This window comes from Sandarakinorhabdus sp. FBCC-B8862 (assembly GCF_059745315.1).
Map to the genome: position 1 here is coordinate 1580835 of NZ_CM185574.1, position 22988 is coordinate 1603822.

21 protein-coding genes are annotated in these 22988 nt (G+C 67.3%); 9 read left to right on the forward strand and 12 right to left on the reverse strand.

Annotation, left to right across the window (positions count from 1 at the left end):
* The first annotated feature begins 22 nt into the window (after positions 1-22).
* Complete coding sequence (gene gltB / locus AC6BOR_RS07740) at positions 23-4573, forward strand: glutamate synthase large subunit (protein WP_498060594.1); 4551 nt, start codon at positions 23-25, stop codon at positions 4571-4573.
* Positions 4574-4637: 64 nt separating this feature from the next.
* Positions 4638-4997, forward strand: a complete 360-nt coding sequence (locus AC6BOR_RS07745) for a hypothetical protein (protein WP_498060595.1) — start codon at positions 4638-4640, stop codon at positions 4995-4997.
* A 112-nt stretch (positions 4998-5109) separates the two neighbouring features.
* On the opposite strand, the gene AC6BOR_RS07750 is transcribed toward AC6BOR_RS07745, so the two are convergent.
* Positions 5110-5409, reverse strand: a complete 300-nt coding sequence (locus tag AC6BOR_RS07750; RefSeq protein ID WP_498060596.1) for a PepSY domain-containing protein — start codon at positions 5407-5409, stop codon at positions 5110-5112.
* Positions 5406-5987, reverse strand: coding sequence for a ferric reductase-like transmembrane domain-containing protein (locus AC6BOR_RS07755; RefSeq protein WP_498060597.1), 582 nt, complete (start codon positions 5985-5987; stop codon positions 5406-5408). The genes AC6BOR_RS07750 and AC6BOR_RS07755 overlap by 4 nt, the downstream gene beginning before the upstream one ends.
* Before the next feature lie 97 nt (positions 5988-6084).
* Here AC6BOR_RS07755 and AC6BOR_RS07760 point away from each other — a divergent pair, with 97 nt between their 5' ends.
* Entirely contained in the window at positions 6085-6765 is a 681-nt protein-coding gene (locus AC6BOR_RS07760; protein WP_498060598.1) for a glutathione S-transferase family protein, read from the forward strand.
* A gap of 172 nt (positions 6766-6937) precedes the next feature.
* Positions 6938-8158 (forward strand): MFS transporter, encoded by a 1221-nt coding sequence (locus AC6BOR_RS07765; protein WP_498060599.1) that lies wholly within the window; start codon positions 6938-6940, stop codon positions 8156-8158.
* 104 nt (positions 8159-8262) lie between these two features.
* On the opposite strand, the gene AC6BOR_RS07770 is transcribed toward AC6BOR_RS07765, so the two are convergent.
* The 6 genes from AC6BOR_RS07770 to AC6BOR_RS07795 all read right to left on the reverse strand — a co-directional run bounded on the left by AC6BOR_RS07770 (position 8263) and on the right by AC6BOR_RS07795 (position 12126).
* Positions 8263-8694, reverse strand: coding sequence for a DUF7684 family protein (locus AC6BOR_RS07770; RefSeq protein WP_498060600.1), 432 nt, complete (start codon positions 8692-8694; stop codon positions 8263-8265).
* 135 nt (positions 8695-8829) lie between these two features.
* Entirely contained in the window at positions 8830-9126 is a 297-nt protein-coding gene (locus tag AC6BOR_RS07775; RefSeq protein WP_498060601.1) for a helix-turn-helix domain-containing protein, read from the reverse strand.
* 33 nt (positions 9127-9159) lie between these two features.
* Positions 9160-10310 (reverse strand): IS3 family transposase gene (locus AC6BOR_RS07780; RefSeq protein WP_498058281.1). Its coding sequence is split into 2 segments (ribosomal slippage): positions 9160-10058 and positions 10058-10310, totalling 1152 coding nucleotides; the frame shifts between segments, so codons are not numbered across the junction.
* Positions 10311-10436: 126 nt separating this feature from the next.
* The gene (locus tag AC6BOR_RS07785; protein ID WP_498060626.1) at positions 10437-10748 is read right to left on the reverse strand and encodes a GIY-YIG nuclease family protein; all 312 of its coding nucleotides are present in this window, start codon (positions 10746-10748) and stop codon (positions 10437-10439) included.
* A gap of 167 nt (positions 10749-10915) precedes the next feature.
* Entirely contained in the window at positions 10916-11608 is a 693-nt protein-coding gene (locus AC6BOR_RS07790) for an NAD-dependent deacylase (RefSeq protein ID WP_498060602.1), read from the reverse strand.
* Positions 11605-12126, reverse strand: coding sequence for a GNAT family N-acetyltransferase (locus AC6BOR_RS07795; protein ID WP_498060603.1), 522 nt, complete (start codon positions 12124-12126; stop codon positions 11605-11607). Before AC6BOR_RS07795 ends, AC6BOR_RS07790 begins: the two co-directional genes overlap by 4 nt.
* Before the next feature lie 47 nt (positions 12127-12173).
* Between AC6BOR_RS07795 and AC6BOR_RS07800 the strand changes: the two genes are divergently transcribed.
* The 3 genes from AC6BOR_RS07800 (at position 12174) to dapB (ending at position 14064) form a co-directional block, all read left to right on the forward strand.
* Complete coding sequence (locus AC6BOR_RS07800) at positions 12174-12614, forward strand: response regulator transcription factor (protein ID WP_498060604.1); 441 nt, start codon at positions 12174-12176, stop codon at positions 12612-12614.
* Between the two features lie 85 nt (positions 12615-12699).
* Positions 12700-13221: a DUF4199 domain-containing protein gene (locus AC6BOR_RS07805; protein ID WP_498060605.1), complete on the forward strand. Its 522-nt coding sequence runs from the start codon at positions 12700-12702 to the stop codon at positions 13219-13221.
* 39 nt (positions 13222-13260) lie between these two features.
* Positions 13261-14064, forward strand: a complete 804-nt coding sequence (gene dapB, locus AC6BOR_RS07810; protein WP_498060606.1) for a 4-hydroxy-tetrahydrodipicolinate reductase — start codon at positions 13261-13263, stop codon at positions 14062-14064.
* Here the strand turns inward: dapB and ald are convergent.
* On the reverse strand, positions 14061-15176 hold the full coding sequence (gene ald, locus AC6BOR_RS07815; RefSeq protein ID WP_498060627.1) for an alanine dehydrogenase: 1116 nt from the start codon (positions 15174-15176) through the stop codon (positions 14061-14063). The genes dapB and ald overlap by 4 nt on opposite strands.
* Positions 15177-15307: 131 nt before the next feature.
* Here ald and AC6BOR_RS07820 point away from each other — a divergent pair, with 131 nt between their 5' ends.
* Positions 15308-15760 carry an Lrp/AsnC family transcriptional regulator gene (locus tag AC6BOR_RS07820; RefSeq protein WP_086117836.1) on the forward strand — a complete coding sequence of 151 codons (453 nt, stop codon included), beginning with the start codon at positions 15308-15310 and terminating at the stop codon, positions 15758-15760.
* 161 nt (positions 15761-15921) lie between these two features.
* Here the strand turns inward: AC6BOR_RS07820 and AC6BOR_RS07825 are convergent, their stop codons facing one another.
* On the reverse strand, positions 15922-16395 hold the full coding sequence (locus tag AC6BOR_RS07825) for an Lrp/AsnC family transcriptional regulator (RefSeq protein ID WP_094474480.1): 474 nt from the start codon (positions 16393-16395) through the stop codon (positions 15922-15924).
* Between the two features lie 118 nt (positions 16396-16513).
* Between AC6BOR_RS07825 and putA the strand changes: the two genes are divergently transcribed.
* Complete coding sequence (gene putA / locus AC6BOR_RS07830) at positions 16514-20131, forward strand: bifunctional proline dehydrogenase/L-glutamate gamma-semialdehyde dehydrogenase PutA (protein WP_498057941.1); 3618 nt, start codon at positions 16514-16516, stop codon at positions 20129-20131.
* Positions 20132-20140: 9 nt separating this feature from the next.
* Here putA and AC6BOR_RS07835 read toward each other — a convergent pair whose 3' ends face one another.
* Together AC6BOR_RS07835 and AC6BOR_RS07840 are read right to left on the reverse strand one after the other, a co-directional pair.
* Positions 20141-21862 (reverse strand): M20/M25/M40 family metallo-hydrolase, encoded by a 1722-nt coding sequence (locus tag AC6BOR_RS07835; RefSeq protein WP_498057942.1) that lies wholly within the window; start codon positions 21860-21862, stop codon positions 20141-20143.
* 43 nt (positions 21863-21905) lie between these two features.
* The gene (locus tag AC6BOR_RS07840) at positions 21906-22973 is read right to left on the reverse strand and encodes a phosphotransferase family protein (protein ID WP_498057943.1); all 1068 of its coding nucleotides are present in this window, start codon (positions 22971-22973) and stop codon (positions 21906-21908) included.
* Between the last annotated feature and the right edge of the window lie 15 nt (positions 22974-22988).

Consider the following 22988-nt stretch of genomic DNA (forward strand, 5'->3'; position numbering starts at 1 on the left):
GCCCGTTTCGGGAGCCTGACCGATGACCACCCTGCCCACCTTCACCGCCAGCGCCGAAGAGCGCGCCCGCATCGCCGAGATCGGCATGTATCGCCCCGAGCTGGAGGGCGATGCCTGCGGCGTGGGCCTGGTGGCCGCCACCGATGGCCGGCCACAACGGCGGGTGGTGACGGCGGCGATCGATGCGCTGAAGGCGGTGTGGCACCGCGGCGCCGTCGATGCCGATGGCAAGACCGGGGATGGCGCCGGCATATTGGTCGAAATCCCGGTCGATTTCTTTCACGAGCATATCGAGCGCCACGGGCAGAAGCCGGTGGCCGGCCTGCTCGCGGTGGGTCAGGTCTTCTTGCCGCGCACCGATCTGGGCGCGCAGGAAGCCTGCCGCACCATCGTCGAATCGGAAATCATCGGCTTTGGTTACAAGGTCTATGGCTGGCGGCAGGTGCCGGTGGACATCAGCTGCATCGGCGACAAGGCGATGCAGAGCCGGCCGGAGATCGAGCAGATCATGATCGCCGGGCCCAGGCCGAACGGCGACGATGCCAAGGAGCAGTTCGAGAAGGATCTGTTCCTGATCCGCCGCCGCATCGAGAAGAAGGTGATCGAGGCGCAGATCCAGGGCTTCTACTTCTGCTCGCTGTCGTGCCGCACCCTCATCTACAAGGGGCTGTTCCTGGCTGAATCGCTGAGCGTCTTCTATCCGGACCTAAACGACGAGCGCTTCGTGTCGCGCTTTGCCATCTATCACCAGCGCTATTCCACCAACACCTTCCCGCAATGGTGGCTGGCGCAGCCGTTCCGCTGCCTTGCCCACAATGGCGAGATCAACACGATCCGCGGCAACACCAACTGGATGAAGAGCCACGAGATCAAGATGGCGGCTTCGGCCTTTGGCGAGCATTCGGAGGATATCAAGCCGCTGATCCCGGCCGGCGCGTCGGACACGGCGGCGCTGGATGCGGTGTTCGAAGCCTTTGTGCGCTCCGGCCGCGATGCGCCAACCGCCAAGCTGATGCTGATCCCGCAGGCCTGGCAGCAGGACCCGACGCTCGATCCCGCCACCCGCGCCATGTATGCCTTTTTCGCCAGCCTCATGGAACCGTGGGACGGGCCGGCGGCGCTGGCCATGACCGATGGCCGCTGGGTGGTGGCGGGGCTTGACCGCAACGCGCTGCGGCCCATGCGCTATTGCCTCACCCGCGATGGCCTGCTGATCACCGGGTCCGAAGCCGGCATGGTGGTGGTGCCGGAAGCCGATGTGGCCAAGAAGGGCGCGCTCGGCCCCGGCGAGATGATCGCGGTTGATCTCGATGCCGCGCCGTCGCGTTTTTACAGCGATGCCGAGATCAAGGCCAAGGTCGCCGGCGCGCAGGATTATGCCGCGCTGGTCGCCGGCTTCACCAATTTCGAGGATCTGCCCGGTAGGGCCAGCCCGGAACCAGGCCCGGCCTTTGCCCGCGATGAACTGCGCCGCCGCCAGATCGCCGCCGGCCAGACGCTGGAAGACATGGAGCTGATCCTGGCGCCGATGGTGGAAGACGCCAAGGAGGCCGTGGGCAGCATGGGCGATGATGCCCCGCTGGCGGTGATTTCCGAAAACGCCCGCAACCTCAGCCATTTCTTCCGGCAGAATTTCTCCCAGGTCACCAACCCGCCGATCGACTCCCTGCGCGAAACCCGGGTGATGAGCCTGAAGACGCGCTTTTCCAACCTGACCAACATCCTGGACGACGAAGCCACCCAGGCCGGCGTGATGGTGATGGATTCGCCGGTGCTGACCAACCGCGACTGGGATGTGCTGAAAGGCCATTTCGGCCGCCAGGTTGCCGAGATCGACTGCACGTTCGACATCAACGGCGGCCCCGCCGCGCTGCGCGCCGCCATCGCCCGCATCCGGGCCGAGGCGGAAACCGCCGTGCGCCAGGGCAAGACGCAATTGTTCCTGACCGACGAGCATCAATCGGCACAAAAGGCCGGCATCGCCATGATCCTGGCGACGGCGGGCGTGCACACCCACCTGGTGCGCAAGGGCCTGCGCACCTATGTCTCGATCAACGTCCGCTCGGCCGAAGCGCTCGACACCCATTATTTCGCCGTGCTGATCGGCGTGGGCGCCACCACGGTGAACGCCTATCTGGCGCAGGAGGCGATTGCCGATCGCCACGCCCGCGGCCTGTTCGGCAGCATGTCGCTCAGCGATTGCGTCGCCCGCTACAAGAAGGCGGTCGACGATGGCCTGTTGAAGATCATGGCCAAGATGGGGATCGCGGTGATCTCCTCCTATCGCGGCGGCTATAATTTCGAAGCCGTTGGCCTGTCCCGCGCGCTGGTGAATGATTTCTTCCCCGGCATGCCGGCCAAGATTTCCGGCGAAGGCTTTGAATCGCTTTTCATCAACGCCCAGCTGCGCCACGACAAGGCGTGGGACGAGGATGTGATCGCCCTGCCGGTGGGGGGCCTTTATCGCTGGCGCGCCGGTGGTGAGGCGCACGCCTGGAGCGCCCAGCTGATCCACCTGCTGCAAACCGCGGTCAGCCGCGACAGCTACAGCGATTATCAGAAGTTCAGCCGCGGGGTGCAGGCGCTGCCGCCGATTTCGCTCAGGGATCTCCTCGATTTCGTGCCGGGCACCAAGCCGGTGCCGATCGAATCGGTCGAATCGGTCACCGAAATCCGCAAGCGCTTCGTGACGCCGGGCATGAGCCTGGGCGCACTGTCCCCCGAAGCGCACGAGACGCTGGCGATTGCCATGAACCGCATCGGCGCCAAGGCGGTGTCGGGCGAAGGCGGCGAGGATCGCAGCCGCTTCACCCCCTATGCCAATGGCGACAACGCCAATTCCGTCATCAAGCAGATCGCCTCGGGCCGTTTTGGCGTGACGGCGGAATATTTGAACGCCTGTGAAGAGATCGAAATCAAGGTCGCGCAGGGGGCCAAGCCCGGCGAGGGCGGCCAGCTGCCCGGCTTCAAGGTGACCGAGCTGATCGCCAGGCTGCGCCACTCCACCCCCGGCGTCACCCTGATCAGCCCGCCGCCGCACCACGATATCTATTCGATCGAGGATCTGGCCCAGCTCATCTATGATCTGAAGCAGATCAACACCCGCGCCCGGGTGTGCGTGAAGCTGGTGAGCTCGGCCGGCATCGGCACGGTGGCGGCCGGTGTGGCCAAGGCCCATGCCGATACCATCCTCATCTCCGGCAATGTCGGCGGCACCGGCGCCTCCCCGCAGACCAGCATCAAATATGCCGGCACGCCTTGGGAAATGGGCCTGTCCGAAGTCAACCAGGTGCTCACGCTCAATGGCCTTCGCCACCGGGTGAAGCTGCGCGCCGATGGCGGCCTGAAAACCGGCCGCGACGTGGTGATCGCCGCCATCCTGGGCGCCGAGGAATATGGCATCGGCACCATGAGCCTGGTGGCCATGGGCTGCATCATGGTGCGCCAGTGCCATTCGAACACCTGCCCGGTGGGCGTCTGCACGCAGGACGATGCCCTGCGCCAGAAGTTCGACGGCTCGCCGGAAAAGGTCATCAACCTGATGAGCTTCATCGCCGAAGAGGTGCGCGAGATCCTCGCCCGCCTTGGCTGCCGCAGCCTGGATGATGTGATCGGCCGCACCGAACTGCTGCGCCAGATCAACCGCGGGGCCGAGCATCTCGACGATCTCGACCTGAACCCGATCCTCGCCAAGGTCGATGCGCCCGATGCCATGCGGCGCTGGGGTCTGGGCAATGGCCGCAACCCGGTGCCCGATAGTCTGGACGCCGAAATGATCCGCGACGCCGCCCATCTGTTCGAACGCGGCGAGAAGATGCAGCTGGCCTACACCGTGCGCAACACCCACCGCGCCGTCGGCACCCGCCTGTCGGGCGAGATCACCCGCCGGTTCGGCATGACGGCGCTCAGCCCCGGCCATGTCCATATCCGCCTGCGTGGCTCGGCCGGCCAGTCGCTCGGCGCCTTTGCCGTGCAGGGCGTCAAGCTGGAGGTGTTTGGCGAGGCCAATGACTATGTTGGCAAGGGCCTGTCGGGCGCCACCATCGTGGTGCGGCCGATGGTGTCGAGCACGTTGGCCAGCCAGGACAATGCGATTGTCGGCAATACCGTGCTCTATGGTGCCACCTCCGGCCAGCTGTTTGCCGCCGGTCGCGCGGGCGAGCGCTTTGCCGTGCGCAATTCCGGCGCGACCGTGGTGGTGGAAGGCTGCGGCGCCAACGGCTGTGAGTATATGACCGGCGGCACTGCCGTGATCCTGGGCACCACCGGGGACAATTTCGCCGCCGGCATGTCGGGCGGGATGGCCTTCGTGTTCGATGCTGATGGCGGCTTCAAACGCCGGGTCAACCGCGATTCGGTGGTGGTGCAACGGCTGGCCAGCGCCCATTGGGAAGGCGTGCTGCACGGTCTGATCGAAGCGCACGTGGCGGAAACCGGATCGAAATGGGCCGCCGGCCTGCTCGCCGAGTGGGACCGCACCCGCGGCCAGTTCTGGCAGGTGTGCCCGAAGGAGATGATCAGCCGCCTCGCCCACCCGCTCAGCGATGAGAGCAGCGCCATCGCGGCGGAGTGAGGCCGGCTCTTGAAATCGGGTCCTTCACTGCCATATATTTGTAAGACAGTTGAAGGACCCGACGATGGCCAAGAGCAATGATCCGCTGATCGAAAGCCTGATGCAGCTGGCGGTGACGGCCGCCCCGCTGATCCGCAAGGCGCGCGAAAGCGGCATTTTCCGCACCGAAACGGTGGTGGAAGCCGAGGTGGTGAAGCCCGAGGCCCCAAAGCCGCCGGAACCGCCGAAAGCCGAAGCCACGCCGGTGGCCCCGGAACCGCCGCCGGCCCCGGCCGCGCCCGATCCTTCGGTGGCGGCGATGCAGGACATCATCGTGCGTCAGGCCCTGCGCATCAACGAGCTGGAAGCCGAAGTGGCCGCGCTGAAGGCCAAGGCGGCCAAACCGGCAAAGCCCAAGGCCAAACCGCGCGCTGCCAAGGCCTGAACATCCTCCCCCTCCGGGGGAGGTGGCAGCCCCGGCGAAGGCCGGGGCTGACGGAGGGGGCCGCCAGGCGCGGTCCCTGATAACCTCTCCGCCCAGCGGCGGAGTATCTACGTCACCCCTTCTTGAACAAAACCTTCCCGCGCTGCTCGACATAGAGCTTCTCGAACGTCGCCGGATCGAAATAGGCCTCAACCCGGCCCGTCTCCGGCATCACGCCATAGACTTCATAGCAGCCGCCATCGACCTTGGCCTTCGCCACCGTCCAGCCCTGCCTGGTCAGCTCGGCCTTCAGCGCCTCGATCGGCTTCATGTCGGCCGGCTTGACGTTGCACTTCAGCTTGCCGGTGGCGAGCGCCGGGCCCGCCATCGCCGCCGCCACCACGGCCGCCATCATCATCACGCGCATGTTCATGCCTTTCTGCTTGCAGGAAAAAATCGCACCAGTTGCAGCCCGCCCACCACGCCGGCCACGGCCATGGCCAGGCTGAACGCATCGTGCACCACCGCCATATGGGCCAGCGCCAGCACGGCCGCCGGCAGGGCCAGGCGCTGCACCGGCTTCCACGCCCGTTTCAGCACCCGCATCGCCGCATCATTGCTGGCCAGCGCCGGCAACAGCATCAGCGCCAGCGCCGCCCAGCCGGTGAGGATACCGGGCGTGAAGGCTTCATCGGCAATCAATGCCCATTCGCCACCCGCTTCGGCAAAGCCGCGCATCGCCAGCACATAAAGCCACAGATGCACGCCGCTGGCGCCAAAGGCCGCCAGACCGATGCCGCGCCGCAGCCACAACAGCCGCGCCAAGGGCCGCCACATCCGGGCCAGCGGCGTGATCACCACGGCAATCGCCAGCCAGGCCATCGCCCAGTTGCCGCTGGCCGCCACCAGCGCATCCACATCGGCATCGGGCGCCGCCGCCTGCCACCACAGGCCGGACAGCGGCGCCATCAGCACCGCCCACAGGGCCAACAAGGCAAGCCGCCGGGTCATCGCCCAAGGCCTAGAGTTGTTGCGAACGATTTGCAACAGGGCCGTGGATGCACCCGCCTCTTTCCAAGCCGGCAAACATGATTAAGACAGATCACAAATGTGGCGTCTTTATCATTTCACCCTCTGTCCGTTCAGCCGCAAGGTGCGCTTTGCCCTGGCGGTGAAGGGCGTCACCCACGAGCTGGTGCAGGAACGTCCGTGGGAAAAACGCCCTGAATTCACCGCGATGAACCCGGCCGGGCAAACCCCGGTGATGCGGCGCAGCGATCTGGGCGGCACCGATCTGATCCTGTGCGATTCGGTCGCCATCACCGAACATTTCGAGGAAGCGCTGGAACGCACCCCGCTGCTGGGCACCACGCCCGAAGCCCGCGCCGAAACCCGCCGGCTGGTCGCCTGGTTCGATCAGAAATTCTATGCCGAAGTGAACGCGCCGCTGCTGGCCGAGCGCATGTACAAGCGCGCCGTGCTGAAGGGCGCGCCCGATGGCGGCATGATCCGGCAGGCTGGGCGGATGGCGGACATGCACCTGGATTACATCGATTTCCTGCTGGAACGCCGCGCCTGGATCAGCGGCGGCCAGTTCGGCCTCGCCGATATCGCCGCTGCCGCGCATCTGTCGGTCGCCGATTATCTCGCCGGCCTGGAATGGGATGGCCATGAACCGGCCAAGACCTGGTACAGCGCGATCAAATCCCGCCCCACCTTCCGCCCGCTGCTGGCCGAACGGCTGGAAGGCCTGCCGCCGCCGCCGCATTACGACAAGCTCGACTTCTGATCTTTTGATCACACGCTCATGCCGAGCCTGTCGAGGCACGATCCAGGCGCGGTGCGTGCCTCGACAGGCTCGGCATGGGCGGTTGGGGTTTGCCCGGCAAAAGCCGGTGATTGGTTGACGGCCGGGCCCACAACCGCCAAGTCTCAGAAAAACGCCTTTGGGGAGAGGCCCTTTGCCCGTCGATGCCGAAGCCCGCGCCCGCCGGCTGCTGATCGCGCTGCTGTTTGTCGGCACTGCGCTGAACTATGTCGACCGGCAGGTGCTGGCGCTGCTGAAGCCCACACTCGAAGCCGAATTCGGCTGGACCGATCAGGAATTCGCGCACCTGGGCAGCGTGTTCCAGCTCTCCGCTGCCTTCGCCCTGCTTGCCGTCGGCTGGTTTGTTGACCGTTTTGGCGTGCGCCTTGCCTATGGCATCGCCGTCGCGGTGTGGAGCGCGGCCGGCATGGCCCATGCCGCCGCCGCGAACGTGAGCCAGTTTGTCGTCGCCCGCTCCGTGCTGGCGGTGGCGGAAAGCGTCAACACCCCCGCCGCGGTCAAGGCCGCCGCCACCTATCTGCCGCTCACCCAGCGCAGCTTCGGCCTTGGCATGGTCAACACCGCGCCCAACATCGGCGCCATCCTCACCCCGCTGCTGATCCCGCCACTCGCCCTCGCCTTCGGCTGGAAGGCCGCCTTCCTCGTCACCGGCGCCCTCGGCTTCGTCTGGCTCGCGCTGTGGATCGGCGGCACCCGCCGCCTCGCCCCCGTCGGCGTCGCCAAAAAGGCCGCGCTCGACGGCAATTGGGCGCAGCTCCTGTCCGACCGGCGCACCTGGACCGTTGTCGGCGCCAAGGCGCTCACCGATTGCGTCTGGTGGTTCGTCCTCTTCTGGTCCACCGATTTCCTCGTGAAAACCTTCGGCCTCACCCAAGCCGAAGTCGGCCTGCCCAGCGCCGTCATCTTCGCCCTCGCCGCCGTCGGCGCCTTCAGCTGCGGGCTGCTGTTCCCCGCCCTCCTGAAACGCGGCATGAGCATCAACAAGGCCCGCAAGACCAGCATGGCCCTCTATGCCGTGCTCATCCTGCCCATCCCGCTCGCCCTCCAGGCCCCCAGCGCCATGGCCGCCGCCCTCATCATCGGCCTCGCCCTGCTCGCCCACCAGGGCTTTTCCACCAACATCTTCGGCCTCGCCGCCGACACCGTCCCCCCCGCCCGCGTCGCCGGCGTGATGGCCCTGGGCGGCGTCGCCGGCAACCTCACCGGCACCGGCATCATCGAACTCACCGGCTGGTGCCTGACGAACGGCGTGGGCTACTGGCCAATGTTCACCATCGCCGCCGGCGCCTATCTGACGGCGCTGGCGTTCATCCATGTGATGCAACCGGTCATCCGCGCGGCGGACGAGGGGTAAGGCAAGAGGGCCTCCGGCGGGCAGGGGCGAGGCCCCTGCACCCGTTCGTTTTGGGTGTGCTGGTGGGCACGGTGTACGCTTGCGATCCCGTTGCAGGGATCTATTCAGTTGTGATGGATTGTCTGGCTAGCCGCATAGGTCTTTAGCATGTCGGCCTCGCGACTCTCTAAAGCCACATGGATGATAACTGTCTGATTGAGTTCGACGTCTGGATGCGAGGCGCACTGCGCGATGAACCACATCGCCTCTGACAATGGCGTATCTGTATGCCATGTTGTCATCACAAACTTGTCGTCAGGGATGTCCCCGAAATTGAACATTTCGAGATTGGTCTCGTCGACAGTATTGTGCCACAGTTCGCAATCTACACCCCACGCGACCACATAAAGACACCCGCTCTCCAGCAGCCATTGGCAAATGAGATTGCGCCAGTCTTGAGCAACTTCGACTTCTGACACGATAATTGCCCGGAAAGCGCTGTTGGTTAGCACTGGCGGGTCTCTATTGGGAATAATATGCTGATAGAGCGGCCTCATGCGCTCAATCTACTGAAAGCGCGCAGTTCGGCAATCCGCATAGTAGCTACTGAAGTTTCCAACGCTTCAATAAAGCATTGGCCACAAACGAACGGGGGCAGGGGCCTCGCCCCTGCCCGCCGGAGGCCCTATTCTTTACCGCAACAATTCACCCACCAGCGACGGCCGTTTGGCAATCATGGCCAGCAGCACCTGGGCTGGGCCGGTGGGGCGGCGGCGGCCTTGTTCCCAGTTGAGGAGGGTGCCCTTGGCAACGCCGATGAGCCTTGCGAACTGGCTTTGCGACAGGCCGGTGCTGGCGCGGATGGCGGCGACGTCAACTTGTGTGATCGGCACCTGGCGCACCTGCGCGCCGGCGGTGTTGCCGGCGGCGAAGGCGAGGGCTTCGCCGAGGCCTTGGCGGATGCTGTCATGGGCGGAATCGGTGGTCATTGCGATGTGACGTGCACCCCTGATTGGTACCGATCAGAAGTAGAGTCCTGTGCTTTGATGGCTGATGGTTGATGTGATGGCAACGGGGTTGGGGGCATGCCCCCAACCCCGTTGGCCGGCGATCTCGGCAGGGGTGCATCCGCCCAGTTTCGAGTGCGGCCTGACGGTGTTGTAGTCGTGCTTCCAGGCCGCGAGGATCGATCTGGCGTGCGCCAGCGATGTGAACAGGGTCTCGTTCAGGCATTCGTCGCGCAGCCGGCCATTGAAGCTCTCCACGAAGGCGTTCTGCGTCGGCTTGCCCGGCATGATGTAGTGCCATTCCACCTGCCGCTCCTGTGCCCAGCGCAGGATGGAGGTCGAGGTCAGTTCGGTGCCATTGTCGCTGACCACCGTCAGCGGCTTGCCGCGGACGGCCGCCAAGCTGTCCAACTCCCGCGCCACCCTTGCACCGGACAGCGACGTGTCGGCCACCAGCGCCAGGCACTCACGCGTGAAGTCGTCGACCACGCACAGGATGCGGAAGCGCCGGCCGCAGGCGAACGCATCACTGACGAAGTCGAGTGACCAGCGCTGGTTCGGCCCCTGCGGCATCGTCATAGGTGCCCTGGTGCCCAACGCCCGCTTGCGGCCGCCACGGCGGCGCACCTTCAACCCTTCTTCCCGGTAGATCCGCAGGAGCTTCTTGTGGTTCGGCGCATGCCCTTCGCGCGCCAGCAGATACCCCAGGCGCCGATAGCCGAACCGCCGCCGTTCGCCAGCCAGCTCACGCAACCTGGTGCGCAAGCCAGCATCATCGGGACGGGTCGGTTCATATCGAACCACCCGCCTCGCGACACCGATCAGACGACACGCCCGCCGCTCGCTCAGCCCGAACGTCTCCCGGGCATGGGCGACCGCATTCCGCTTCGCGTCGGGCGTCACCATTTTTTTGAGCTGATGTCTTTCAACACGGCGATATCCAGCATCGCCTCCGCCAGCAGCTTCTTCAGCTTGGCGTTCTCATCCTCCAGCGACCGAAGCCGCTTGGCCTCGGACACCTCCAGGCCACCGTACTTGGCCTTCCATTTGTAGAACGTCGCCGAACTGATCCCGTGCCGCCGGCAGACCTCGGCAGTCGCCATGCCCGCCTCCTGCTCCTTCACGATCCCAATGATCTGCTCGTCCGAAAACCTGCTCCGCTTCATGCGTCCGTCTCCTCGAGAAACGGACTCTACCCAAAAATGGGACCAATTCAGGGGTGCACGTCAGATGTTGCATAGCATACGCGCTGCCTGAAATCCCCGTCGCCCCGTGCTTGACACGGGGCTTGGCTATTCTTGCTGCTCGCTGGGTGTGAACCACGTGTCCCACAAATCATCCCAATCGGGGTTGTCGGCCTCGATCAGGGCAAATTTCCATTCGCGTCGCCATTTCTTCACCAGCTTTTCGCGGGCTATGGCGCGCTCGATCTCATCATGGCGCTCGGCGTAGACCAGCCGCAGCTTGGCAAAATCGACGACATGGATTGAGCCTGCGCCTGCGCGATGCTGCTGCACCCGCCGCAGCACATCGGCCGTCACGCCAACATACATGCCGCCGCGATAGCGGTTTGCCATGATGTAGACCCAGCCGCCTTTTGCCATCGCTCGCCTATTTTTTCGACGCAGCGAAGGAAAGCCAAGCCCCGTGTCAAGCACGGGGCGACGATGTGGGGCGTATCGCTATTTCACCCCAAATTCGGCCGACGAGCACCGCCCGAAAACAAACGGGTGCAGGGTCTGTGACCCTTCCCGCCGGAGGCACTCTTCTCTTATCCTCCCAACACCTCCTCCACCCACGCCGGCACCAGCACGGTCGCCGGGCCGTGGCGGGCTTCGTCAAACAGGCGGGTGCCGGCCGACGGTTCGAGATTGAGTTCCAGCGTGCGCGCGCCCGCGGCCTTGGCCCATTGCACGAAGCCGGCGGCGGGGTAGACCGCGCCGGAGGTGCCGATGGAGACGAACAGGTCACAGGCGGCCAGCGCAGCTTCGATGCGGTCCATGTGGTAGGGCATTTCGCCGAACCAGACGATATCGGGGCGAAGGCCGCCCGGTTGGCGGCAGGCGGGGCAGGCTGGGTTGCCGAGCAGTGGCCCGCGCCAGGGGCGGGCGGCGCCGCAGCGGGTGCAGAGTGCGCTGTTCAGTTCGCCGTGCATGTGGACGAGATGGTTGTGGCCGGCGCGGTCGTGCAGATCATCGACATTCTGGGTGACGAGGAGGAAATCACCGCTCCATGCCGCCTCCAGCCGGGCCAGCGCCAGGTGGGCGGCGTTGGGCACGACCTGGCCCAGGTGGGCGCGGCGCTGATCGTAGAATTGCTGGACGAGGGTGGGGTTGCGCCGAAAGGCTTGCGGGGTGGCGACATCTTCGACGCGGTGGCCTTCCCACAGGCCATCGGCGGCGCGGAAGGTGGGCACGCCGCTTTCGGCCGAGATGCCGGCGCCGGTGAGGATGACGATGTTCATGGGGTGAGCGCCTTTGGGTCGGGCCACCAGATGCGCTGATAGGCCTGGGTGCTGCCATCGGGCGCGGCCTCTTTTTCGGCCAGGGATTCGAGCCCGCCCAGACGGCGGTAGAAGCCGCGCGCCGCCACGTTGGCGGCATAGACGTGGAGATCAAGTCCCAGCCCCGGCGCTTCGGCCAGCGCGATTCCGGCTGCGGCGGCGAGCAGCTGGCGGCCGAGGCCCTGGCCCTTCAGGCCGGGGCGGACGTGGAGATTGTCGACATGGCTGCCCCAGTGCGGGTCGGCCGCGAGGAACAGGCAGACAAAACCAGCGATGCCTTCGGCATCCTCGGCCAGCAGCACCCGCATGGCGGGATCGGGCGCGGCGAAGCGGGCGCTCCACACGCGCAGGCGATCGGCCGGCAGATCGTTCGCCAGCCAATCGGCGCTCAGGATATGGGCATAGGCGACGCGCCAGCTGGCGGTGTGCAGGGCGGCGATGGCCGGGGCATCGGCGGCGGTGGCGGGGCGCAAGTGCATGGGGTGAGCATAGGGGCGGCTGGCCAAGCGCGGCAAGCTGTGGCTGAATGCCGGCCATGCGGGGGCGGCGGATACAATGGCGGTTCGGGTGGCCGATGCTGGGCTGGGGTGCGGCGCTGGCGGCGGCTGCGCTGTTGCTGGCCTGGGCGGATTATCAGCGGCTGGCGCGCACGCACGCGGCCGATATCGCGCTGGTGCTGGTGGCCGGGCTGTTTCTGGCGCTGGGGCTGTGGCTGGGCCTGTCCAGCCGCCGCGCCGCGCCGCCGCCCGGCAACCCGGCGGCGGTGGCCAGCCTCGGCCTTACCCCGCGTGAGGTGGAGGTTCTGCAGCTGCTCGCCGCCGGCCAGGCCAACAAGGAGATGGCGCGCACGATGGGCGTCTCCCCCAACACGGTGAAGACGCATCTGGCCCGCCTGTTCGAGAAGCTGGGCGCCAGCAGCCGCACGGAGGCCATCGCCCGCGCCCGCGTGCTGGGCATTTTGGGGTGATTTGGCCAAAATCACCCATATGGGCGACTGACATGGCGGCTGCGGCCATGCTGAACCGATGGCTCCACATTGATCGGAGACTCACATGATCGCCATCCTCATCCGCTATGGCCTCGCCAGCGGCCTCATCATCGGCAGCATCTTGTTCGGCACCACGGTTGCCTTTCACGAGGCGATTCCCAGCCCGGCCGTGGGCATGGCCATCGGCTATTCGGGCATGCTGCTGGCGTTCAGCATGATCGTATTGGCCATAAGGCAGCACCGCGATGTGACATTGGGCGGGGTGATCGGCTTCTGGCCGGCGCTGGGCCTGGGGCTGGGCATCACGCTGATCGCCACGCTCTTCTATGTGCTGGCGTGGGAAGCGGCGCTCAGCGTCACCGGCATGGATTTCGGTGCCGAATATGCGGGGGCGATGGTGGCCGATGCAGTGCAGGGCGGCGATGCCGCCACCATCGCCCGGGTGAAGGCCGAGGCCGCGCAGTTTGCCGCCGATTATGCCCGGCCCCTCTGGCGCATGGGCGTGACGGCCACCGAAATCCTGCCCGTGGGGCTGCTCGTCTCGCTGGTCGCGGCGGGCTGGCTCAGCCGGCCGCGGGGTGGTTGAGCAATTGCATTGCCGCCCGCCATCCCCCACAAGGGATGCATGACAAACAAGCCGATCCGCATTGGCGTGCTGGGCGCCGGAGGGCGCATGGGCCAGGCCATCATCGCACAGATGGGGAACTGGCCGGGCCTGGTGCTGGCCGGCGCGGTGGAGCGGGCCGGCCATGCCAGCTGCGGCCGCCCGGCCGGGCCGGGGCATCCGGAAACCCTCACCGTCTGCTCCAACATCGGGGCGATTGCCCACAAATGCGATGTGCTGATCGATTTTTCCGCCCCCGCCGCGCTGGCCACCAGCCTGGAGGCGGCGGAAGACGCCCGCTGCGCGCTGGTGATCGGCACCACCGGGCTGGAGCCGGCGCACCACGCCCAGATTGACGCCGCCGCGCAGCGCATCGCCGTGCTGCAGGCCGCCAACACCAGCCTGGGCGTCACCCTGCTGGCGCGGCTGGTCGAGCAGGCCGCGCGGGCGCTCGGCCCCGATTGGGACATAGAGATCGCCGAGCTGCACCACCGCATGAAGGTGGACGCGCCATCGGGCACGGCGCTGGCGCTGGGCCAGGCGGCGGCGCGCGGGCGCGGCATTGATCTGGCCGGCAACATGGCCAGCGGGCGTGACGGCATCACCGGCGCGCGCGCGCAAGGCGAAATCGGCTTTGCGTCGTTGCGCGGTGGCAGCGCGGCCGGCGACCACATGGTGCTGCTGGCCAGCGAGGGCGAGCGCATCGAGCTGTGGCACCGCGCCGAAAACCGCAGCATCTTCGCCCGCGGCGCCTTGAAGGCGGCGCAGTGGCTGGCTGGCAAGCCCGCCGGCCGCTACGCCATGGGCGACGTGCTGGGGCTTTAACCCAGCACCTGCTCCACCGCCACGTGGGCATAGCCCAGATCGCGCGCCACGGCGGCGTGGGTCACCTGGCCATCGTGCACATTCAGCCCGGCGGCGAGGTGCGGATTGGCCCGCAGCGCAGCCTGCCAGCCCAGATCGGCAATGCGCAAGGCGTGCGGCAGGGTGACATTGTTCAGCGCATAGGTGCTGGTGCGCGCCACCGCGCCCGGCATGTTGGCCACACAATAATGCACGATGCCATCCACCACATAGGTGGGCTGGGCATGGGTGGTGGCGTGGCTGGTTTCAAAACAGCCGCCCTGATCGATGGCGACATCCACCAGCACGGCGCCGGGCTTCATCGTCGCCAGCATGGCGCGGGTCACCAGCTTGGGCGCGGCGGCGCCGGGGATCAGCACGGCGCCAATCACCAGATCGGCCGCCGCCACCTGTTCGGCAAGGCTCGCCCGGCCGGAATAGAGCGTGCGCGCCCGGCCTTCGAAATGATTGTCCAGCCGCTCCAGCACGGCCGGATCGCGATCGAGGATGGTGACATCGGCCCCCAGGCCCACCGCCATCTGCGCCGCGTTGAACCCCACCACGCCGCCGCCGATCACCACCACCTTGGCCGGCAGCACGCCGGGCACCCCGCCCAGCAGCACGCCGCGCCCGCCATGGGCCTTTTCCAGCGCGGTGGCGCCAGCCTGGATCGCCATGCGGCCCGCCACCTGGCTCATCGGCTTCAACAGCGGCAGGCTGCCATCGGCACCAGTCACGGTTTCATAGGCAATGGCGGTGACGCCGGACTTGACCAGATCAGCCGTCTGCTCCGGATCGGGCGCGAGGTGGAGATAGGTGTAGAGGATCTGCCCGCGGCGCAGCATGGCGCGCTCCCCCGCCTGCGGTTCCTTCACCTTCACCACCATGTCGCATTCGGCAAAGATGGTGGCGGCATCGGGCACGATCACCGCGCCGGCGGCCCCATAATCGGCATCCCCGGCGCCAATCCCGGCCCCGGCCCCGGCCTCCACCCACACATCATGGCCATGGGCGACCAGTTCGCGCGCGCTTTCGGGCGTCAGCCCCACGCGATATTCGTGATTCTTGATTTCCCGCACCGTGCCGACACGCATGATCATTCTCCTGCCCAGGATAGGGCAAGTATGCGCCGCTTTGGCCGGGAAGTGCTGCCAGACTTTGGGCCTTTGCCGCCCATTGCCGCAATGCTATCCCGGAATAGGCTCAACTGGCAGGATATTTTCCCATGGATCGGCATGATCAACTCCTCCTGCGCGCGCTGCAGCGCGACTCGACCGCGAGCCTGGCTGATCTCGCCGGCCAGCTCGGCCTGTCCACCTCGGCCTGCCACCGCCGCATCAAGCAGCTGGAAGCCGACGGGCTGATCAGCGGTTATCGCGCCCAGCTTGATCCGCAGGCGCTGGGCCTCAAGTTGCACGCCTTCGTGGAAATCACCCTCACCAGCCAGAGCCACGAGGCGATGGACCGGTTCGAGGCAGCAGTGGCCGGCTTTGACGACATCTTGGAATGCCATCTGATGTCGGGCAGCGCCGATTATCTGCTGCGGGTCGCCGCCCGCGATCTCGACCAGTTCGACAGCATCCACCGCAACTGCCTGGCCCGCCTGCCCGGCGTCTCGTCCATGCGCTCGGGCTTTGCCATCCGAAGCATCAAGCCCTGGTCAGGCTATCCGGTGTGATCGTGGCGGCTGGCCGGCCAGCAAAGCGCTCGTCATGCTGAACTTGTTTCAGCATCCATGGACCAAACGCCCCCTACAGCGCGCGCTGCGGCACGAAATCCCATGGATGCTGAAACAAGTTCAGCATGACGGATGCAAGGCTGGCAGCGACGCCCGCACCGTCACCGCCCCGCCTCGATGATCGCCTCCATCACCACGAAGGTGGAGGTGCTGGCGACATGTGGCAGGCTGGAGATCTTCTCGCCCAGCACCCGGCGATAGGCGTGGATATCGGCGGTGCGCACCTTCAGCAGATAATCAAAGCTGCTGGCCATCATGTGGCATTCCTCGATCTCGCGCACCTGCAGCACGGCGCGGGCGAACTCGGCCAGTGCCTTTTCCCGCGTGTCCGACAATTTCACCTCGGCAAAGGCGATATGGCCCAGCCCCAGCTTCACCGGATCGGTGACGGCGCGAAAGCCGCGGATGATGCCATCGTCCACCAGCCGCTTCAGCCGCACCTGGGTCGGCGATTTGGACAGGCCGATGCGCGCCGCCAGATCGGTGATGCTGATGCGGCCATCCTGGGCCAGCACATCGATGATCTTGCGGTCAATCTGGTCAATCGGGCTGGATTCGGGCGATAGGCTGGCCATATCGCCTGATGATGACGGCATTTTCGGGCAAAGTCACGGCCAAAGCACTGCTCTTCAGCCAGATTGCCGGCGGCAACCGGTTTATGCTGGCCGCCCCTGCTGCCAGAGGCTTGCCGCCATGTCTGCCCCCTTTGCCGATTTCGATCCCGCCGCGCGGCCCGCGACCCCGTTGCGGGCCGCCATCACCGCCGCCACCCGCCGCCCCGAACCCGAAGCGGTGGCCGGTCTGCTGGCGATGCTGCCACCCGATGCCGATCTGCAGGCCCGCATCAGCGCCACCGCGCTGCAGCTGGTGACGGCCCTGCGCGCCAAGGGCCCGCGCGGCGGCGTGGAAGGCCTGGTGCAGGAATATGCGCTGTCCAGCCAGGAGGGGGTGGCGCTGATGTGCCTGGCCGAAGCGCTGCTGCGCATTCCAGACACCGAAACCCGCGACGCGCTGATCCGCGACAAGATCGCCGGCGGCAACTGGCAGGCGCATCTGGAAGGCGGCAAGAGCCTGTTTGTCAACGCCGCCACCTGGGGCCTGATGGTCACCGGTAAGCTCACCGCCAGCTTTGCCGAGGCCGGGCTGGGCGCGGCGCTGACCCGGCTGATCGCCCGCGCCGGCGAGCCGGTGATCCGCCGCGGCATCGACATGGCGATGCGGCTGATGGGCGAACAATTCGTCACCGGCGAAACCATCGCGGAAGCGCTGGACCGTGCCCGCGCCCTTGAGGCACGCGGCTTTGCCTACAGCTATGACATGCTGGGCGAGGCGGCGACCACCATGGCCGATGCCGACCGTTATGCCCGCGATTATGAACAGGCCATCGCCGCCATCGGCGCGGCCGCCGCCGCCCGCGGGCCGGTGGCGGGGCCGGGCATTTCGGTGAAGCTGTCGGCGCTGCACCCGCGCTATGCCCGCGCGCAAGCCAGCCGCGTGATGGCCGAGCTGTTGCCGCGCCTCACCCACCTCGCCCGGCTGGCGCGCGCGCACGATATCGGCTTCAACATCGATGCCGAAGAGGCGGACCGGCTGGAATTGAGCCTCGATCTGCTCGAAGCGCTGGCCTTCGATCCCGATCTTGCAGGTTGGGACGGGCTGGGCTTTGTCGTCCAGGCCTATGGCAAGCGCTGCCCGTTCGTGATCGACTGGCTGATCGATCTCGCCCGCCGCTCCGGCCGCCGGCTGATGGTGCGGCTGGTCAAGGGCGCCTATTGGGACAGCGAGATCAAGCGCGCGCAAGTGGACGGCCACGCCGATTTCCCGGTCTACACCCAGAAGCTGCACACCGATGTGTCGTATCTGGCCTGCGCCGCGAAGCTGCTGGGCGCGCGCGACCATGTGTTCCCACAATTCGCCACCCACAATGCCCACACGCTGGCCAGCATCTACCACATGGCCGGCCCGGATTTTGCGCCCGGCGATTATGAATTCCAATGCCTGCACGGCATGGGCGAGGCGCTGTATGAAGAGGTGGTGGGGGCAAGCAAGCTGAACCGGCCATGCCGCATCTATGCGCCGGTGGGCGGACATGAAACGCTGCTGGCCTATCTGGTGCGCCGCCTGCTCGAAAACGGCGCCAACAGCAGCTTTGTGCAGCGCATCTGGGATGAAGATGTGCCGGCCGCCGTCCTTGCCGCCGATCCGGTGGCGCAGCTGCGCCGCGAGGCCCTGCCCGGTGCCCCGCACCCGCTGATCGCGCTGCCGCCAGCGCTGCTTGGGGCCCGCCGCAATTCGCGCGGCCTTGATCTCGCCAATGCAGACGTGCTGGCCGCTCTGGCCGCCACGCTGCGCGCCAGCACCGCGACGCCTTGGGCAGCCGGGCCCTTGCTGGCCGTGCCCGCCAGCGGCGGCGCGGTGCTGCCGGTGCCGAACCCGGCCGATGCGCGGGATATCGTGGGGCAGGTGACGCAGGCCAGCCCGGACGATGTTGCCCGCGCCGCCACCGCCGCAGCAGCCGCTGCCGCCGATTGGGCCGCCACCCCGGTCACCGCCCGCGCCGCCGTGCTGGACACCGCCGCCGACAGGCTGGAGCGGGAGATGGAGGCGCTGATCGGCCTCATCATCCGGGAGGCGGGCAAGAGCGCCGCCAACGCGGTCGCCGAAGTGCGCGAGGCGGTGGATTTCCTGCGTTATTATGCGCAAACTGCCCGCACCACGCTGGCGGGCGGCCAGCCGCCGCTGGGCGTCGTCGCCTGCATCAGCCCGTGGAACTTCCCGCTCGCCATCTTCATCGGCCAGATCGCCGCCGCGCTGGTGGCCGGCAATGCCGTGCTGGCCAAGCCGGCGGAGGAAACCCCGCTGATCGCCGCCGCTGCCGTGCGCCTGCTCCACGCCGCCGGCGTGCCGGCCGCCGCGCTGCAATTGCTGCCCGGCGATGGCGCCATCGGCGCGGCGCTGGTTGCCCAGCCGCAGCTGGCCGGCGTGGTGTTCACCGGATCAACCGAGGTTGCCCGCCTGATCCAGCAGCAGCTCGCCCCGCGCGCCCTGCCATCGGGCGCGCCGATCCCGCTGCTTGCCGAAACCGGCGGCCAGAATGCGATGATCGTCGATTCCTCGGCATTGGCCGAACAGGTGACCGCCGATGTGATCGCGTCGGCCTTTGACAGCGCCGGCCAGCGCTGCTCGGCGCTGCGCATCCTGTGCCTGCAGGATGACATTGCCGACCGGCAGCTTGCCATGCTGAAGGGCGCGCTGGCCGAGCTGAGCCTGGGCAACCCTGACCGGCTGGCGACCGATAACGGCCCGGTGATCAGCGCCGAGGCCAAGGCGCGGATCGAGGCGCATGTGGCGCGGCTGGCGGCGCTGGGCTGCAACGTGGAACGGCTGGCGCTGCCGGCCGATTGTGCCCACGGCCATTTCGTGGCGCCCACCATTATCGAGATTGACGACATTGCCCAGATTGGCGGCGAGGTGTTTGGCCCGGTGCTGCACGTGCTGCGCTGGCGGCGCGAGGCGCTGGCCGACGTGATCGCCGCCATCAACGCCACCGGCTATGGCCTCACCTTCGGCCTGCACACGCGGCTGGACGAGACGATCGCGCAGGTGTCCAGCGCGGTCGCGGCCGGCAATCTCTACATCAACCGCAACATCATCGGCGCGGTGGTGGGCGTGCAGCCCTTTGGCGGGCGTGGCCTGTCGGGCACCGGGCCCAAGGCGGGCGGGCCGCTCTATCTTGGCCGGCTGGTGCAGGCGCGCGCCGACGACGGCATCAGTGCCAGCGGCCCGGCCGATCCGGCGCTGACGGCGTTGGCCGACTGGCTGGCGGCCTCAGGCCAGGCCGCGCTGGCCGCGCGGCTCGCTGCCCTGCCCCGCCTCACCGGCCATGAAGCCGATCTGCCCGGCCCGGTGGGGGAACGCAATCATTACAGCCTGCACCCGCGCGGTTCCGTGCTGATCGTGCCGGCGACGCCCGATGGCCTGATCCTGGCCCTGGGCCATGCGCTGGCGCAGGGCAACCGGGCCGACATCGTCTGGCCACTGGGGGCACCGGCCGGCCTGCCCAGCGCCGTCGCCGAGCGCACACGCTGGCTGCCGGCCCTGCCCAGTGCCGGCGAATATGGTGCCACGTTGATTGAAACGGATGATGCGGCTCTGCGCGTCGCCATTGCGGCGATGGCCGGCCCCATCCCCATCACGCAACGCGCCGATGCCAACGGCAATTACCGGGCGGACTGGCTGGTGGAGGAAGTCACCATCTCCACCAACCTCACGGCAGCGGGCGGCAATGCCACGCTGATGGCGATGGTTTGAGAAGGGGGTCTAGCCCTGCTTCTTCTCCGTCCCGGCATAGGGCGGGATGGAGGCAGCGGGGGCATCGAGATTGACCCACAGCGCCACGCCCACCGCCAGCGCCACGGCCACCCCCGCCGCGATCAGGGCCGGGCGGCGCGGGCCGGTGGGAATGGCCGGCGCCACCAGCGCCAGCACCGGGATCAGCAGCGGCACCACGGCATAGGGCATCGGCGCACCCACGCCCAGGAAGGCGAAATGCGCCAGCTCCGCCGTCAGCGCCAGGCCGGGCAGGCCGATCAGCAGCGCCGGCACGGTCCACAACCCGTCGCGCAGCCGCGCCCCGATGGCCAGCCCGATGGCGGCCAGCAGCGCCGGCCAGGCAAACACCGGGCCAGCGCCGGGCAGCCAGATCTGCGCCGCCAGCGCCGCCACGAAACACAGCTTCACCAGCAGGATCCAGCGATCCCAGATGCTGCCGGCCGCCGCGCTGGCCATGAACAGCAGCGCTGCCAGGGCCGCCAGCCCCGCCACGATCTCCAACCGCGGCAGCGCCGCCAGCCGGTCATAATATTCGCCGCCGACACTGCCTGACAGCAGGTTCAACCCCCACATCAACAGCCCGGCGATGATGAGGGTGAGCAAAGTCTGGCCAAAGGCGAACAGGCTGCCGCCAAGGCTCCATTCCGCCCGCCGCCACCAGGCCGCCAGCCCCAGCAACACCGCCGTCACCCCCACCAGCACCCAGCCGAAGGCCGCCGGATAGATGATCAGGCCGAACAGCGGGGCGGTGGCGAACACCGCATTGGGCGCCGGCTTTGGCAGCACATCGGCACCCACCAGCGCCCGCGTCACGCCCAGCACACTGTCGCCCAGATGCTGCAAGGCCCCCTGCTCCAGCCGGTCCGGCGTCGCCAGCGGGCTGTGATAGGCCCAGGCCTCCCCGATGAAGGCAAAGTTCAGCCCGGCGATGCCGCGCTTCAGCACCGGGGTGAAATCCGTGTCGTTCGGCAGGCTCTCATAAACGGTCACCGCCACACTGCTGGCGGCAGCATCCGGCGAACTGGCGGCCAGCAGCCGCACCAGATTGGCGTTGTTCGGCCCGGTTTGGAACATCATCGCCCGGCCGCCGCCGCCGCGCGCTTCCAGATTGATCATCACGCCGGTGCGCAGCGCAATCGGATCGGCGGCGGCGCCGGGCGCATAGATCGCCCGCGCGCCGACCAGCCCCTGTTCCTCCGCGTCCGTCAACACCAGCACCAGGTCGCGCCGCTGCGACAGGCGCGGGATGGCGCGGGCGATTTCCAGCACCGCCGCCACACCGGCAATATCGTCGGCCGCGCCGGGGGAGGCGACCACCGAATCATGATGCGCCATCAGCACCACCGCCGGCAGGCTGGGATCGGCCCCCTTGCGCACCGCCACAAGGCTCACCGCCGGCTTCGTCGCATCGCCGCCCCGGCTGCGCAGCCGCTCGGCCGCCTTGTCGGGCAGGATTGTCTCCACCCGGCGCACATCAAAGCCCAGAAAGGTCAGCCGCTGTTCCAGCGTCGCCACCACGCGTGCGGCGGCCGGCGATCCGGTGGGATGCGGCTCGGCCGCCAGCACCCGCACATCGGCCATGGCGCGCCCGGCGCTGAAGCGGTCGGCCGGGGCATCATAGGGCAGCGGCGCCGGCACCTGCACGCGCAGGGCCGCCCAGGCGAACCCCACCAGCAGAGTGAACAGCATCAGGGCCCAGCGCATCTTCATGATGCGCAGCGTGGCGCGGCCGGGCCCGCCCGGCAAGCCCCTTTCAGGCCCCCAGCTTCTGCGCCTGGGCCAGCGCCAGATCGGCCAGCGTTTCGAAGCCTTCCGCCGATTTCTTGGCGTGCGCCGAGGTGGCGGTGCCGCGGATCACCCGGCCCTTGATGCCGTGGATGATGCCCGCCAGCCGGAACATGTTGTAGGCGACATAGAAATCAATGTCGGCAATCCCGTCCCGCCCGGTGCGCCGGCAATAGGCGTCGATATATTCGGCCTCCGTCGGCAGGCCCAGTGCGGCCAGATCATTGCCCACCAGCCCTGTCGTGGTGCTGGGCGGCATGCGATACATCATCAGATGATAGGAAAAATCGGCGAGCGGGTGGCCCAGCGTCGACAATTCCCAGTCCAGCACCGCCAGCACCTTCGGCTCGGTCGGGTGAAAGATCATGTTGTCACAGCGATAATCGCCGTGAACGATGCTCACCTCGTCGCCGGCCGGGATGTTGGCCGGCAGCCATTCCACCAGCCGGTCCATCGCCGCGTAACGCCCGGCGTCCACATCCTCCAGATATTGCTTGCTCCAGCGGCCGATCTGGCGGGCGAAATAATTGCCCGGCTTGCCGAAATCCCCAAGCCCGGCCTTGTCGGGATCGATCATGTGCAACTCGGCCATGGTGGCATTCATCGCATCGAAATAGGCGCGGCGCTCGTCCTTGGGCACGCTCGGGAAGGTCGTGTCCCAGATCACCCGGCCGTCCACACAGTCCATGATGTAGAACCAGGTGCCGATCACCTCATTGTCCTGACACAGGCCAAAGGTGCGGGCGACGGGGAAGCCCTGGGCGTGCAGCGCGGTGATCACCCGATATTCGCGGTCCACGGCGTGGGCGGAGGGCAGCAGCTGGCCCGGCGGCTTCCGGCGCAGCACATAATTCTGCCCCGGCGTGATCAGCTTGTAGGTCGGGTTGGATTGGCCACCCTTGAACTGCTCGATGGTCAGCGGCCCGGCATAGCCATCGACATTGGCCGCCATCCAGTCGTGCAGCCGGCCGGCATCAATCTCCTGCCCCGGGCGCACCGCACTGGTGCCCGAAAACTGCTCCTGCCGCTCGCTCATGCGCCTCTCCCCAAA